Genomic DNA, 13147 nt, shown 5'->3' on the forward strand with positions numbered 1-13147 from the left:
GGGGGCCGGGTGGGGCCCTCGTGGTGTGGGTGGGCCCATCCCGGCCCCGCGGCGCCCCCGCCGGGGGGCCGCGCGGGCGCGCCCCCGGCCCGCTGCCGTACGGAGCCGCCTGCCCCGGATCGCCGGTGGGGGCCGTTAGCGTCGGAGAGATCATCCGACGAGCCCGGAGGACGCGGTGGCGGAGCAACAGGAGCAGGCGGCGCCCGATGCGGTGCTGACCCGGATCGGGCAGGTCGTCATCCTCCATCACGCGGGCGACCGCGAGGAGGCCCGGCGCCGGCTGCTGGACCTGTGGACGGAGCTCGGCGAGGACGGCGACCCACTGCACCGCTGCACACTGGCCCACTACCTCGCGGACACCCAGGACGACCCCTCGGACGAGCTGGCGTGGGATCTGCGGGCACTGACCGAGGCGGAGGGCGCCGGGGGCGGGCTTGCCGTACGGGCCCTGTATCCCTCGCTGCATCTGAATCTCGCCGCCGACTATGTGAAGCTCGACCGCATGGAGGCCGCGCGGGTGCATCTGAGCCGGGCTCGGGGCGCGGCGGGGGTGTTGGGGGACGACGGTTACGGGGACGGGGTGCGGGCGGAGATGCGGCGGCTGGAGGGGTGGTTGGGGGAGGGGCCCTAGGAGTCGGGACCGGCTCTCGGCTCGCCCGCCGACCGCGGCTGAGCCGGGCCGACGAGGCCGCGCGCCGACGCCGGCCCGGCGGCGCTGCCGCCCCTGCCTCTCACTGGCCGTACGTCTGGTCGCAGATCGTCGACTCCGGGCTGTCCGTCTTCCAGCCGCCGTACTTCCTGCCCATCGTGCAGACGTCCCCGTGCTTCGGGGCTTCCGCGCGGCCGACCGGCTCCGGTACGTCGGGGGCCTTCACCGGCGGTCGCTTCGGGGCGTCGACGGAGGGACGGCGGGGTGCGTGGTGCTCGGGACGGCCGTGCGGGTGGGTGTGCGGCGCCGGAGGCTGGGGCGCCGGTGCGGCGGCGGACCTGGAGAGCGCGGCGGACGGCGTGGGCTGCGGGCGGCGGGACGGGCCGATGAGCGTCAGGGCCTCGCGCGCCGGTGCCTGGACGACCGGCTGTTCCGTCGGCCCGTCCGCCCGGGGCGCCGACGGCTGGGACGGTGTCGGCGGCGGTGGGACGGGTACCGCCGACTGCTGGACCGTCGTACAGCCGGAGAGGGCCGAGACGGCCACGGTGACCAGGAGCGTTGCGGTGGTCGTCGTTCGATGCACGCGCGCAACTCTGGTGGTTCCGGCGGCCGTTGGGACCCAGGACGACGATAGGTTGATCCGCACGGGTGATCTCTGACCCCGTACGGGCGGCGCGCTTCCGTCCCGGCTGACGTCAGTCGCCCGTCGCGCCGTCGAGACGCTCGCGGACCAGGTCGGCGTGGCCGTTGTGGCGGGCGTACTCCTCGATCATGTGGGTGTAGATCCAGCGCAGGTTGAACTGCTCGCCGGTCCGCCGGCTCTTGCCCTCGGAGAGGTCGTCGAGGCCGAAGCGGGCCGCGTTGCGCCGCGCGGTCTCGATCTCGGACTGCCAGGTGGCGTACGCCTCCGCCCAGGTGTCCGACTCCGAGAGGTGGAACTCACCGTCCTGGTCCTCGTCGGTGTAGTAGATCGGGCCGGCGTCCTCGGCCGTGAGCACCTTGCGGAACCAGCCCCGCTCCACCTCCGCCATGTGCCGCACCAGCCCCATCAGGCTCAGCTCGGACGGCTCCACGGAGGCGGTCCTGAGCTGGGCGTCGGTCAGGCCCTCGCACTTCCAGGCGAGGGTCTGGCGGTGGTAGTCCAGCCAGCCCTCCAGCATCGTGCGTTCGTCGGCGGTGGTGGCGGGCTCTCGGCGTTCTGTCGTCATGCCCGCATCCTCGCTCAACGGGTGCCGGATCACGAGGGGTTTTCGCTGCCCCCGGGCTCGCCCGGACCGGACATCCCGGCGAGTAACTCGCGCAGCCCCGCGCGGACTTCGTCCAGGCTGGGCACTTCGGTGCTGTAGGACCCGGCCACACAGCTGAACATCAGCCCGTCCGCCCAGGCGACCAGGGACAGCACGTGCCGGGCCGGGTCGGTCGATCCCAGCGCGGTGACCAGGGCGGTGAGCTGGTCGCGGAAGCGCCCGCCCTTGGCGTCGAAGTAGGTGCGCAGCTCGGGGCGGCGCGTGGCCTCCAGAGCCAGTTCGTAGCGGGCGAGGGTGAGTTCGCGGCCGCTGGTCAGGGCGCGGTGCGTCGCCAGGGCCAGGCCGTTCACCAGCGAGTCGAGGCCGCCGCGTGGGTCCGGCATCTCCTCCAGCGTCAGGACGCGTGCCTCGCGGTCGGCGAGCCGCCGCACCGTCAGTTCCAGCAGCGCCTGCCGGGTGCGGGCGACGTTCGACGTGGAGCCCGGGGGGAGCCCGGCCGTCTCGTCGACGGCCCGGTGTGTGAGCCCGCGCATTCCGCGATCGGCGAGCAGGGTGAGGGCGGTGTCGGCGACGAGATCGGCACGGGAGCCGCCGGCGGTGCGTACGGGCATGGAGATCAACCTACCCGGCACACTACGGGCGTAGTAGAGTCGGCCCACTGTTGCACTACTTCTGTAGTTGGATCTGATCCCGATCTTCTCTCGGGAGGAGGTCGCCACCCTGCCCCAGCGACGACCTGGCCGTCTGCACGGCAGCCCTGCCTCCCGCGTACGACCGCCATCGCCTTCCAGGCCGTCAAGGTCGCCCGGCTGAACATGAGGACCGGTCGCACCGGCATCGCCGTGCGGAACGCGGCGTTCGCCGTGCAGTCCAGGGCCGGGCCGCCGCTGTTCCTGCGGGGGTTCGAGAACTTCGCCGACCGGCGGCCCCCGCGGTCGCCGTATGCTGCCCGGAAGACCCGGCAGGCAACCGGTGGACCGGCCGGCAACCGCTAGAGGAGACAACCCCGTGAAGGTCGGCTGCATCGGACTCGGTGACATCGCGCAGAAGGCGTACCTGCCGGTGCTGGGCGGGCAGCCGGGGGTCGAACTGCATCTGCAGACGCGTACGCCCGCGACGCTCGCCCGGGTCGCCGACGGCCTCCATCTTCCGGCCGGGCAGCGGCACGAGAGCCTCGACTCGCTCCTCGCCCAGGGCCTCGACGCCGCCTTCGTGCACGCGCCCACCGTCGCGCACCCGGAGATCGTGACCCGGCTGCTGGAGGCGGGCGTACCGACGTACGTCGACAAGCCGCTCGCCTATCGACTCGACGAGTCCGAGCGGCTGGTGGCGCTCGCCGAGCGGCGGGACGTGAGCCTCGCCGTCGGCTTCAACCGGCGTTACGCCCCCGGCTACGCACAGTGCGCCGACCATCCGCGCGAGCTGATCCTCATGCAGAAGAACCGGATCGGGCTGCCGGAGGAACCGCGCTCGATGATCCTGGACGACTTCATCCACGTCGTGGACACCCTGCGCTTCCTGGCGCCGGGCCCGGTCGACGACGTCACCGTGCGCGCTCGCGTCGAGGGCGGGCTGCTGCACCACGTCGTGCTGCAGCTCGCCGGGGACGGCTTCACCGCGCTCGGTGTGATGAACCGGCTCAGCGGCTCGGCCGAGGAGATCCTGGAGGTGTCCGGGCAGGACACCAAGCGGCAGGTCCTCAACCTCGCCGAGGTCATCGACCACAAGGGCCAGCCGACCGTGCGGCGCCGCGGGGACTGGGTGCCGGTGGCCCGGCAGCGCGGCATCGAGCAGGCGGTGCTCGCCTTCCTCGACGCCGTGCGGGCAGGGAAGGTGCTCAGCGCCCGGGACGCGCTGGCGACCCATGAGCTGTGCGAGCGGGTCGTACGCGCGGTTCAGGAGCGGGCCGCCTGAACCGCGGTCGCAGGGTCCGGACGCCCTCGCTCACGCCCCAGGCCGCCATGATCAGCAGCGCCGCGTACACCGGCCACTCGCCGAAGCGGACATACGGCGTGGTGCCACCGGCCAGCGGCACCTCGTAGACCGTGCTCGTGCTCGCGCTCGTACCCAGCCACGAGCCGATGCGCTCCCCGCTCGGGCCGTACACGGCCGAGACGCCGGTCAGTGTCGCGTGCACCATCGGCCGGCCCGTCTCGGCGGCCCGCAGCGCGGCCAGCGACGCGTGCTGCTCCGGCGCCCAGCTCTGCTGGAACGTCGATGTCGCCGACTGGGCGATGAGGACCTCGGCGCCGTCGTCCGCGAGATTGCGGCTCATGTCGGAGAACGCCGACTCGAAGCAGACCATCGGGCCGATGCGCAGTCCGTGCCCGGCGTCCATGACGACCTGCCGCGTGCCCTGCCTGCGGTCCTCGGCTGCCGCCTTGCCCACGGAGGTCGCCCAGCCCAGCATCGAGCGCATCGGTATGTACTCCCCGAAGGGGACCAGCCGCATCTTGTCGTAGCGGGCGCCGGTCGGGCCGTCCGGGCCGATCAGGATCGAGCTCTTATAGATGCCCGGCTTGTCGGAGCGCCGCGCGTCCACGTTGACCAGGATGTCCGCCCCCGTCTCGCGCGAGAGCGCCGCGAGCCGGCGCGCGAAGTCGGGCCGGTCGTCCAGGTCGAAGCCGACGCTGCTCTCGCCCCAGACGACCAGGTCGACGCTCTGACCGGCCAGCTCGCGCGTGAGCTGCTCCTCCCGGTCGAATCGCCGGTCGGCCTTGCCGGCGTCGGCGCCCTCGATCACACCGGGCTGTACTACGGCGATCCGGACCCGGTCATGGACGTCGGGGCGCGGGGACCACACCCAGACCGCCGAGCCGGCGACGGCCGTGGCGAGCAGACCGGCCACGGCGGGTGCCCGGGAGCTGCGCACCGCCACCAGCACGGCGACCGCGACATTGACGGCCACCACCAGGAAGCTGATCAGCCACACCCCGCCCACCGAGGCGATCCGCAGCGCGGGCTCCACCTCCCACTGACTGGAGCCCAGCACGCCCCACGGCCCGCCGAGCCCCTGCCAGGAGCGGACGAGCTCGACCATCAGCCAACCGGACGGCAGGACGACGAGCGCCGCCGCCACTCGGCCGACGGAGGGTCTCGGCGGGCCCAGGAAGCGACGGACCAGCCAGCCCCAGGGGGCCCACAGCGCGCCGAGCAGGGCGGCGATGACGAACGTGAACACATGCAGGTTCGGCAGCAGCCAGTGGTGCATCGCCAGCATGAAGCCGAACCCGCCCCACCAGCCGTCGTATAGGGCCCGCCTCCCGGTCGGCGAGGTGCGCAGCAGCGCGATCCACGGGACCAGGGCGACATACGCGAACCACCACAGCGACGGCTCGGGGAAGGCGAGCACGGGCAGCGCACCGGCCAGAACGGCTACGGTCGAACGCCGCCACGGCGAAGCGAGCCAGTGGCTGATCGTCTTCATGCGGCGTCTCCCTACCCGTGGTCCTTCCAGTGTGCTCGCAGGCACTGACAGTGGGACAGTGGACGCCCGCTCAGTCGATCACCGCCGGTGCGGTCCGTTCGGGCAGACGGCGCCATTTCTCCTGTACGACCACCTCGCGCAGCCGCCAGCCGTCGTACGTCCGCAGCAGCCCGAAGGAGTAGCGGCCGCCGCACACGAAGTCGGGGGCGGAGGTGTGCTCGCCGTTCTCGGCGAACCGCATCGGATTGACGTAGTCGGCCTGGACCCTGGCCGTGTCGCCGGTGTCCTGCTCCAGGGTCCCGAAGCGCACCCGGCGGTTGACGATGAGATGCTGCCGCATCGAGAACAGCCGCATGCTCTCCGCGAGCCACGCGGCGACACTTCCGGCGTCTCCCTCGATACCGCCGGCCGAGCGGTAGTCCGCGCGACCGTCGGACGTGAACAGACTCCGGTACGCCGGCCAGTCCGCGTCGTCCACGGCCACCGCGTAATCGGTGATCACTTCGTCGACCGCCAGCCGGTCCCTCAGGGTGGCGAGTTCCACACGCTGCGTCATCGGCTCAGTGTTGACCATGAGGTGGGCGGAGCCAAGAGGGCGTGCAGCGATATTCGGTGGATGCCGGGGGGAGAAGGCGGCGAGGCTGTCCTGCGTGAACGAGCAGAACGAGCAGTACGAACAGAACGAGCAGTACAAAAAGAACGACCCGCACGTCCAGCAGGAACCGAGGTTCCGCATCCGCGCACAGCACACCGAGTCCACGGTGACGGTCTACCAGGCGTACCAGCCCGGGATCGGCCTGGCCGCCGCCCGTGACGGCCGCTTTCCGCCGTCCTGGAGCCGCGACCGGATGACCTGGATCAAGCCGTCGTTCCTGTGGATGATGTACCGCTGCGGCTGGGCCATGAAGGAGAGTCAGGAGACCGTCCTCGCCGTCGAGATCAGGCGGGAGGGCCTGGTCTGGGCGCTACGGCACGCGTGCCTCTCGCACTACGTCCCCGAGCTGCACGGTGACCGGCAGGCCTGGAAGCGGCAGTTGAGGGCGGCGCCCGCGCGTGTGCAGTGGGATCCGGAGCGGGATCTGCATCTCGACGCCCTGCCGTACCGCTCGCTGCAACTGGGGCTCGCGGGTGAGGCGACGGCGCGGTACGCGGACGAGTGGATCGTCGGCATCGAGGACGTGACGCCGCTCGCGCGGGAGATCCACGCGTGCGTGCGTGCGGGTGAACTGGGGCGTGCGGCCGAGTTGTTGCCGCGGGAGCGGCCCGTTCCGCTGGAGGACGACGTCCTCGGTCATCTGCGGGCCTAGGGACGCTTCAGGCCGCCTCGATCGTCAAGCCGCCTCGATGACCGCACTGCGGATCGCGGCCGCCCACTCGACGACCAGCAGCTCGTACTCCGCGCGCTCCTGAGTCGACAGGGAGCCGCCCGCGCGCAGCCACAGGGCGCGTATCTCCTCGTTCACTTCGGCAGCAGACCGCACGGAACCAGGGCCTAAGGAAAGGGGGGACATGCGGACAAGCCTAGGGGCAAGGACTGACAGCGCGCTACCGGACGGCTACACAGAACGTATGTGATTGGTCACGGATTTCCGGACGGGGCCCTCGTACTGACTCGTGGGTCAATGAAACCGGCTGCCCGGCCGCTCCCCAACTCGGCTCGTCAGCCCGCCGATTCCGCGGCGTGCGGGCTCAGGACGCCCGCGGTCACCAGGGCGATGATGACGATGCCGAGTGCGATGCGGTACCAGACGAACGGCATGAAGCTCTTGGTCGAGATGAACTTCATGAACCAGGCGATGACCGCGTAACCCGTCGCGAAGGCGATCACCGTGGCGAAGATCGTCGGGCCCCAGGAGACATGGTCGCTCTCCATCGCGTCCTTGAGCTCGAAGAGGCCGGAGGCGAGCACGGCCGGGATCGCGAGGAGGAAGGAGTAGCGGGCCGCGGCCTCACGGTTGTAGCCCATGAAGAGGCCGCCGCTGATGGTGGCGCCGGAGCGGGAGACTCCGGGGACGAGGGCCATGGCCTGGCACATGCCGTAGATGAGGCCGTCGCGCGCGTTCAGGTCCTCAAGCCCCTTGCGCTGCTTGGCTGCGCGGTGCCGGCCGCCCGACTCGTCACGGGCCGCCAGCCGGTCGGCGACGCCGATGATGATGCCCACGACGATCAGCATCGTCGCCGTGATGCGCAGATCACGGAAGGGGCCCTCGATCTGGTCCTTGAACGTCAGACCGAGCACGCCGATCGGGATCGAGCCGACGATCACCAGCCAGCCCATCTGCGCGTCGTGGTCCTGCCGCATCTCCTTGCTGGTCAGCGACCGCAGCCACGCCGAGATGATCCGCCCGATGTCCTTGCGGAAGTAGATCAGCACCGCGAGCTCCGTGCCGATCTGGGTGATCGCCGTGAAGGCCGCGCCGGGGTCCTCCCAGCCCGAGAACGCCGCGGTCAGCCGCAGATGCGCGCTGGAGGACACGGGGAGGAACTCGGTCAGTCCCTGGACGAGTCCGAGGATGAGTGATTCGAACCAAGACATGAAGGTAGGGAGTCCAAGTGCTGATGGTGGCAAGGAGCGACAGGACACCGCGTCGGCGGCGCAGTGATCGCGAGTGTCGAGGGGCAGCGTAGCGTCCCGCGATGACGGCTCCGGCACAGGGGGCTGGGGCGGGAGCCCGCCGGGCCCCGTCATATCGGTGTTGACCTGCGGCGGGGCCGCGGCTTGCGTTGCTGCGGACCGAAAGCGCTTGCCGTGTATCTGGAGACGCATCCCTGGTGAGCGCGGGCCTGCGGACCCGCGCGGGCCTGGCCGCCGTGTCGGTCAGGCCGCCGTCGGCCCCGCCACCGACCAGCCGGGTGCCTGGGGGTGGGCCTTGAGGTCCTCGTGGTGTACCGCGTCGCCGCAGGCCCGGCAGGTGACGACCGGGACCAGTTCGTTGCCGCAGACGTGCTCGATCACCATGGGGCGGTCGCCGTCCCCCCGTAGGTGGCGGTCTCCCCACGCCATGAGGGTCATCAGCACCGGCTCCAGCTCAAGGCCGGCCTGCGTGGGCCGGTACTCGAACCGCTGCGGGCGCTCGCTGTAGGTGTGCTTGGCCAGGATTCCGGCGTCGACGAGGCGGCGCAGCCGGGTGGCCAGGATGTCGCGCGGGGCGCCGATGTTGCGGACGAGCTGGTCGAAGCGGCCGTTGCCCAGGCACACCTCGCGCAGGACGAGCAGGGAGTACTTCTCGCCGACGAGTGCCAGGGCGTCGGCGATGGAGCAGGGGCGCGGGTCTTTGGTGGCGGCCATGGCGCTCAGTCTAGGGGAGGGTTCGACTTTCCAACTTATTGGGTTTGATTTTCCAACCCTGCGGGCTATGGTGAGTTTGGATTTCCTACTCACCGGTAATCGAGCCGGTCGCCACACCGGCCGCAGTGCCGGTCACCGCCGGCGGCCAAGGAGGCCCGCACCATGCGTGACGCAGTCATCGTCGAAGCCGTACGCACCCCCATAGGCAAGGGCAAGCCGAACGGCGCCCTGGCGCACGTCCATCCCGTCGAACTCCTCGCCCACACCCTGCGCACCCTCGTCGAGCGCTCGGGCGTCGACCCGGCGCTGATCGACGACGTCATCGGCGGCACCGTCGACCAGGTCGGCGAGCAGGCCATGAACACCACCCGCTACGCCGCCCTGTCGGCGGGCTTCCCGGAGACGGTGCCCGCGACCACCGTGGACCGCCAGTGCGGCTCCTCCCAGCAGGCCGTGCACTTCGCCGCCCAGGGGGTCGTCTCGGGCGCGTACGACCTGGTCGTCGCCTGTGGCGTGGAGTCGATGAGCCGGGTCCCGATGTGGTCGAACGTGCCGCCCGGCAAGGACCCCTTCGGCCCCGGCGTCGCCGAGCGCTACCCGGAGGGGCTCGTGCCGCAGGGCGTCAGCGCCGAGCTGATCGCCGCCAAGTGGTCGATCACGCGCGAGCAGATGGACGCGTTCGCCGTCTCCTCGCACCGCAAGGCGGCCGCCGCCTGGGACAAGGGCCTCTTCGACGCCGAGGTCGCGCCCCTGGAGGGTGTCTCGCGCGACGAGTGCGTACGTCCCGGCAGCACCCCCGAGATCCTGGCCGGCCTCAAGCCCGCGTACTACGACCCGGCGTTCGCGGAGCGTTTCCCGCAGATCGAGTGGAACGTCACCGCGGGCAACGCCAGCCCCGTCAACGACGGCGCCTCCGCCGTCCTCATCACCTCCGGCGAGACCGCGGCCCGTCTGGGCCTGCGCCCCCTCGCCCGGCTGCACAGCTTCGCCGTGACCGGTTCCGACCCGATCCTCATGCTCACCGGAGTGATCCCGGCGACGGAGAAGGTGCTGCGCCGGGCGAACCTGTCCCTCGACGACATCGATCTCTTCGAGGTCAACGAGGCATTCTCCAGCGTCGTCCTGGCCTGGCAGCAGGAGACCGGCGCCGACCTCGCCAAGGTCAATGTGCACGGCGGCGCGATCGCCCTCGGCCATCCGCTGGGCGCGAGCGGCACCCGGCTGACGACGACCCTGGTCCACGCCCTGCGCGAGCGCGGCGCCCGCTATGCGCTGCAGACGATGTGCGAGGCGGGCGGCCTCGCCAACGCGATGATCATCGAGACGGTCTGAGAACCGCCCTGAACGTCGGCCTGAACGTCGGCCTGAACGTCGGCCTGTACGCCGGTCACTGAGCCGGTCCGAAGGCCGTCCCGGTTCGACCGGCTCAGGCGCGGCGCAGGTGGTGGCGTTTGCGCCAGGCCACCACCGCGCCCGCCAGAGCCGGCAGCGCGATCGCGGCCACCGCGATCAGGAACACCGGGGACGTCGGCTGCGAGGCCCGGGCCCCGGCGACGACATAGGCGCCGATGTTGGGGATCGACCCGAGCGCCGTGGCGAGCAGAAAGGGGACGTAACCCATGCGGGAGACGGCGGCGGCGTAGTTCGCGGCCCAGAACGGCACCCCCGGGAACAGCCGCACCGCCAGCATCGACCGGAAACCGTGCTTGCTGAACTGCCTGTCCGCCGCCTTGAGCAGCCGCCCGCGCAGCAGCGGGCGCAGCGCGTCCTGGCCGAGCATCCGGCCGAGCGCGAACGAGATCGCGGCGCCGATCACGGTGCCGGCCATGGCGGCGCCCATGCCCAGCGCCGAGCCGAAGAGCGCGCCCGCCGCGAGGTTCAGCAGCGGCCGCGGCACGAACGCCACCGTGACCAGCCCGTACGCCACGGCGAACAGCACCACCGCGGCCGGGCCGGCGACGTGGGGTGGCCAGCCGTGGGCCAGGAGCCTGTGCGGCTCGAAGAGCAGCACGGACGTCGCGCCCGCCGCGAGCAGGACCAGCAGCAGGGACAGCCGCGACCACGGCGAGAGCAGCACTCTCGTGCAGCGCACGGCAAAAGTCGCCGGGACGGGCGCCGCAACGGGCGCGGGGACGGTGAGCTCCGTGGCGGCGGCCCCCGAAGAGGCCGTTGCGGTGCCCCCAGAGCGGGTGGTGGCATCGAGCATTCGGCGACAGTAACCGACGAAGATGTGTGATCGCCGTATGGTTCGTCTCATGGGCGTCACAGGTACGGGAACACTGGAAGTTCCGCGCAGTGCCCTGGCCGACACCGTACTGGAGCGGCTCACCGCCGCCTACGGCCCGGCGGCCGACCCCGGACGTGCCGTGTCCATGCGGGCGTACATGAAGGACGCGGCCCCTTTCCTGGGCCTCACGACCCCGGCCCGCCGCGCCCTGTCCCGTGCCGTCGTCCAGGGCACACCCCGCCCCGACGAGACCGACTGCACCGCCATCGCCCTGCGCTGCTGGCAGCTGCCCGAGCGCGAGTACCACTACTTCGCCGTCGACTATCTGCGCCGGCACGTGGCGCGCTGCTCCTCCGCCTTCCTGCCGGTGGTCCGGCGCCTGATCACCACCGTCTCCTGGTGGGACACCGTCGACCTGCTCGCCGCCCACGTCGTCGGCGCACTCGTCGCCGCCGATCCGAAGCTCGCCGCGGACATGGACGCCTGGAGCGTGGACGACGACCTGTGGGTCGCCCGCACGGCACTGCTCCACCAGCTGCGCTACAAGGAACAGACCGACACCGAACGCCTCTTCACCTACTGCCTGCGCCAGTCCGGCCACCCCGACTTCTTCATCCGCAAGGCCATCGGCTGGTGCCTGCGCGAGTACGCCAAGACCGACCCGGACGCCGTACGGGACTTCCTGGCGCGGGAACGGGGAAGGTTCGCGCCGCTGTCGGTGCGGGAGGCGCTGAAGAACATCGGCGCCTGAAGTCCCCTACCGCGAAAAACCATTCGACGTCGGGCAAGGCGTCGACGATGATCGACGTCATGTTCCGGCACGCCTTCGTCCTCGCAGCATCCGCAGTCGCGGATGCTCCGAAGGCTGCCGTTCCGGTCTTCCTGGCCGCAATCGACGGCGCCCGAAGCTGACCCTCTCCGGAAAGTCCGGCGGACCCCGCAGGGGGAGGGTCGGCAAGTCCTTGGGGTCCCCCTCTCCGGCACAGAGAATTCTGTAGAGACTTCGAGGTACAGCCATGTCCAAGACGGCATACGTGCGCACCAAACCGCATCTGAACATCGGCACCATGGGTCATGTCGACCACGGCAAGACCACGTTGACCGCCGCCATCACCAAGGTGCTCGCCGAGCGCGGGTCCGGCACGTTCGTGCCCTTCGACCGCATCGACCGGGCGCCGGAGGAGGCCGCGCGCGGCATCACCATCAACATCGCGCACGTCGAGTACGAGACCGACACCCGCCACTACGCGCACGTCGACATGCCCGGCCACGCCGACTACGTCAAGAACATGGTCACCGGCGCCGCGCAGCTCGACGGGGCGATCCTCGTCGTCTCCGCGCTCGACGGGATCATGCCGCAGACCGCCGAACACGTCCTGCTCGCCCGGCAGGTGGGCGTCGACCACATCGTCGTCGCCCTCAACAAGGCCGACGCGGGCGACGAGGAGCTCATCGACCTCGTCGAGCTGGAGGTCCGCGACCTGCTCACCGAGCACGGCTACGGCGGCGACGCCGCGCCCGTCGTACGGGTCTCGGGGCTGAAGGCGCTGGAGGGGGACCCCCAGTGGACGGCGTCCATCGAGGCGCTGCTCGACGCGGTGGACACCTACGTTCCGATGCCGGAGCGGTATGTGGACGCGCCGTTCCTGCTGCCCGTGGAGAACGTGCTCACGATCACCGGCCGGGGGACCGTCGTCACCGGGGCCGTGGAAAGGGGCACCGTGCGGGTGGGTGACCGGGTCGAAGTGCTCGGGGCCGAGGTCGAGACCGTGGTCACCGGTCTGGAGACCTTCGGCAAGCCGATGGACGAGGCGCAGGCCGGGGACAACGTGGCGCTGCTGCTGCGCGGCGTTCCGCGGGACGCCGTCCGGCGGGGGCATGTGGTCGCGGCACCGGGGAGTGTGGTGCCGAAGCGCCGGTTCTCCGCGCAGGTGTATGTGCTGTCGACGCGTGAGGGCGGTCGTTCGACGCCGGTTTCCAGTGGGTATCGGCCTCAGTTCTACATTCGTACGGCGGATGTGGTGGGGGACATCGACCTAGGTGAGGTGGCTGTCGCGCGGCCCGGGGAGACGGTCGCGATGACCGTTGAGCTGGGGCGTGAGGTGCCTTTGGAGCCGGGGCTCGGGTTCGCCATTCGTGAGGGTGGCAGGACCGTGGGGGCGGGGACCGTGACAGCCGTCGAGTGAGGGTGGTTGCGGTGTGTGGGGGACTGCGGGGCCGTTGTGGCTGGTCGCGCAGTCCCCCGGGGGGCGGGGGGGGTGGGTGTCGACCGCGCACGAAAAAACTATGTGTGACGCACACACAATAA

16 protein-coding genes are annotated in these 13147 nt (G+C 71.0%); 7 read left to right on the forward strand and 9 right to left on the reverse strand.

Annotated elements, in window-relative coordinates; genetic code table 11:
* The first annotated feature begins 175 nt into the window (after positions 1-175).
* A complete protein-coding gene (locus tag ACFWYS_RS39800; protein WP_384780359.1) occupies positions 176-631 on the forward strand; it encodes a hypothetical protein in 456 nt (151 codons plus the stop codon).
* A gap of 100 nt (positions 632-731) precedes the next feature.
* Here ACFWYS_RS39800 and ACFWYS_RS39805 read toward each other — a convergent pair whose 3' ends face one another.
* From ACFWYS_RS39805 to ACFWYS_RS39815, 3 genes are all read right to left on the reverse strand, one after another.
* On the reverse strand, positions 732-1232 hold the full coding sequence (locus ACFWYS_RS39805) for a hypothetical protein (protein ID WP_384780362.1): 501 nt from the start codon (positions 1230-1232) through the stop codon (positions 732-734).
* Positions 1233-1344: 112 nt separating this feature from the next.
* Entirely contained in the window at positions 1345-1857 is a 513-nt protein-coding gene (locus tag ACFWYS_RS39810) for a DinB family protein (RefSeq protein ID WP_384780365.1), read from the reverse strand.
* 29 nt (positions 1858-1886) lie between these two features.
* Positions 1887-2507, reverse strand: coding sequence for a TetR/AcrR family transcriptional regulator (locus tag ACFWYS_RS39815; protein WP_384780368.1), 621 nt, complete (start codon positions 2505-2507; stop codon positions 1887-1889).
* A 204-nt stretch (positions 2508-2711) separates the two neighbouring features.
* Here ACFWYS_RS39815 and ACFWYS_RS39820 point away from each other — a divergent pair, with 204 nt between their 5' ends.
* Together ACFWYS_RS39820 and ACFWYS_RS39825 are read left to right on the forward strand one after the other, a co-directional pair.
* The gene (locus ACFWYS_RS39820; RefSeq protein WP_384780371.1) at positions 2712-2891 is read left to right on the forward strand and encodes a hypothetical protein; all 180 of its coding nucleotides are present in this window, start codon (positions 2712-2714) and stop codon (positions 2889-2891) included.
* A gap of 13 nt (positions 2892-2904) precedes the next feature.
* Positions 2905-3810: a Gfo/Idh/MocA family protein gene (locus ACFWYS_RS39825; RefSeq protein ID WP_384780374.1), complete on the forward strand. Its 906-nt coding sequence runs from the start codon at positions 2905-2907 to the stop codon at positions 3808-3810.
* Here the strand turns inward: ACFWYS_RS39825 and lnt are convergent.
* Together lnt and ACFWYS_RS39835 are read right to left on the reverse strand one after the other, a co-directional pair.
* Positions 3734-5323: an apolipoprotein N-acyltransferase gene (lnt, locus tag ACFWYS_RS39830; protein ID WP_384780377.1), complete on the reverse strand. Its 1590-nt coding sequence runs from the start codon at positions 5321-5323 to the stop codon at positions 3734-3736. The genes ACFWYS_RS39825 and lnt overlap by 77 nt on opposite strands.
* A gap of 70 nt (positions 5324-5393) precedes the next feature.
* Positions 5394-5879: a nuclear transport factor 2 family protein gene (locus tag ACFWYS_RS39835; protein WP_384780380.1), complete on the reverse strand. Its 486-nt coding sequence runs from the start codon at positions 5877-5879 to the stop codon at positions 5394-5396.
* 94 nt (positions 5880-5973) lie between these two features.
* On the opposite strand from ACFWYS_RS39835, the gene ACFWYS_RS39840 reads away from it, so the two are divergent.
* Positions 5974-6630 carry a DUF4291 domain-containing protein gene (locus tag ACFWYS_RS39840; protein ID WP_384780383.1) on the forward strand — a complete coding sequence of 219 codons (657 nt, stop codon included), beginning with the start codon at positions 5974-5976 and terminating at the stop codon, positions 6628-6630.
* A 24-nt stretch (positions 6631-6654) separates the two neighbouring features.
* Here ACFWYS_RS39840 and ACFWYS_RS39845 read toward each other — a convergent pair whose 3' ends face one another.
* The 3 genes from ACFWYS_RS39845 to ACFWYS_RS39855 form a co-directional block, all read right to left on the reverse strand.
* On the reverse strand, positions 6655-6834 hold the full coding sequence (locus ACFWYS_RS39845; protein ID WP_384780386.1) for a hypothetical protein: 180 nt from the start codon (positions 6832-6834) through the stop codon (positions 6655-6657).
* Positions 6835-6983: 149 nt separating this feature from the next.
* The gene (locus ACFWYS_RS39850) at positions 6984-7859 is read right to left on the reverse strand and encodes an undecaprenyl-diphosphate phosphatase (RefSeq protein WP_384780389.1); all 876 of its coding nucleotides are present in this window, start codon (positions 7857-7859) and stop codon (positions 6984-6986) included.
* 282 nt (positions 7860-8141) lie between these two features.
* Entirely contained in the window at positions 8142-8612 is a 471-nt protein-coding gene (locus ACFWYS_RS39855; protein WP_384780391.1) for a winged helix-turn-helix transcriptional regulator, read from the reverse strand.
* Positions 8613-8774: 162 nt separating this feature from the next.
* On the opposite strand from ACFWYS_RS39855, the gene ACFWYS_RS39860 reads away from it, so the two are divergent.
* A complete protein-coding gene (locus tag ACFWYS_RS39860) occupies positions 8775-9944 on the forward strand; it encodes a thiolase family protein (protein WP_384780394.1) in 1170 nt (389 codons plus the stop codon).
* A gap of 94 nt (positions 9945-10038) precedes the next feature.
* On the opposite strand, the gene ACFWYS_RS39865 is transcribed toward ACFWYS_RS39860, so the two are convergent.
* Positions 10039-10818, reverse strand: coding sequence for a TVP38/TMEM64 family protein (locus ACFWYS_RS39865; RefSeq protein ID WP_384780397.1), 780 nt, complete (start codon positions 10816-10818; stop codon positions 10039-10041).
* Between the two features lie 49 nt (positions 10819-10867).
* Between ACFWYS_RS39865 and ACFWYS_RS39870 the strand changes: the two genes are divergently transcribed.
* Together ACFWYS_RS39870 and tuf are read left to right on the forward strand one after the other, a co-directional pair.
* Complete coding sequence (locus ACFWYS_RS39870; protein ID WP_384780400.1) at positions 10868-11590, forward strand: DNA alkylation repair protein; 723 nt, start codon at positions 10868-10870, stop codon at positions 11588-11590.
* Positions 11591-11855: 265 nt separating this feature from the next.
* Positions 11856-13025, forward strand: coding sequence for an elongation factor Tu (gene tuf / locus ACFWYS_RS39875; RefSeq protein WP_384780403.1), 1170 nt, complete (start codon positions 11856-11858; stop codon positions 13023-13025).
* The last annotated feature ends 122 nt before the right edge of the window (positions 13026-13147 follow it).

Origin of the sequence: Streptomyces sp. NPDC059010 (assembly GCF_042740355.1) — a bacterium.
Taxonomy (GTDB): domain Bacteria; phylum Actinomycetota; class Actinomycetes; order Streptomycetales; family Streptomycetaceae; genus Streptomyces.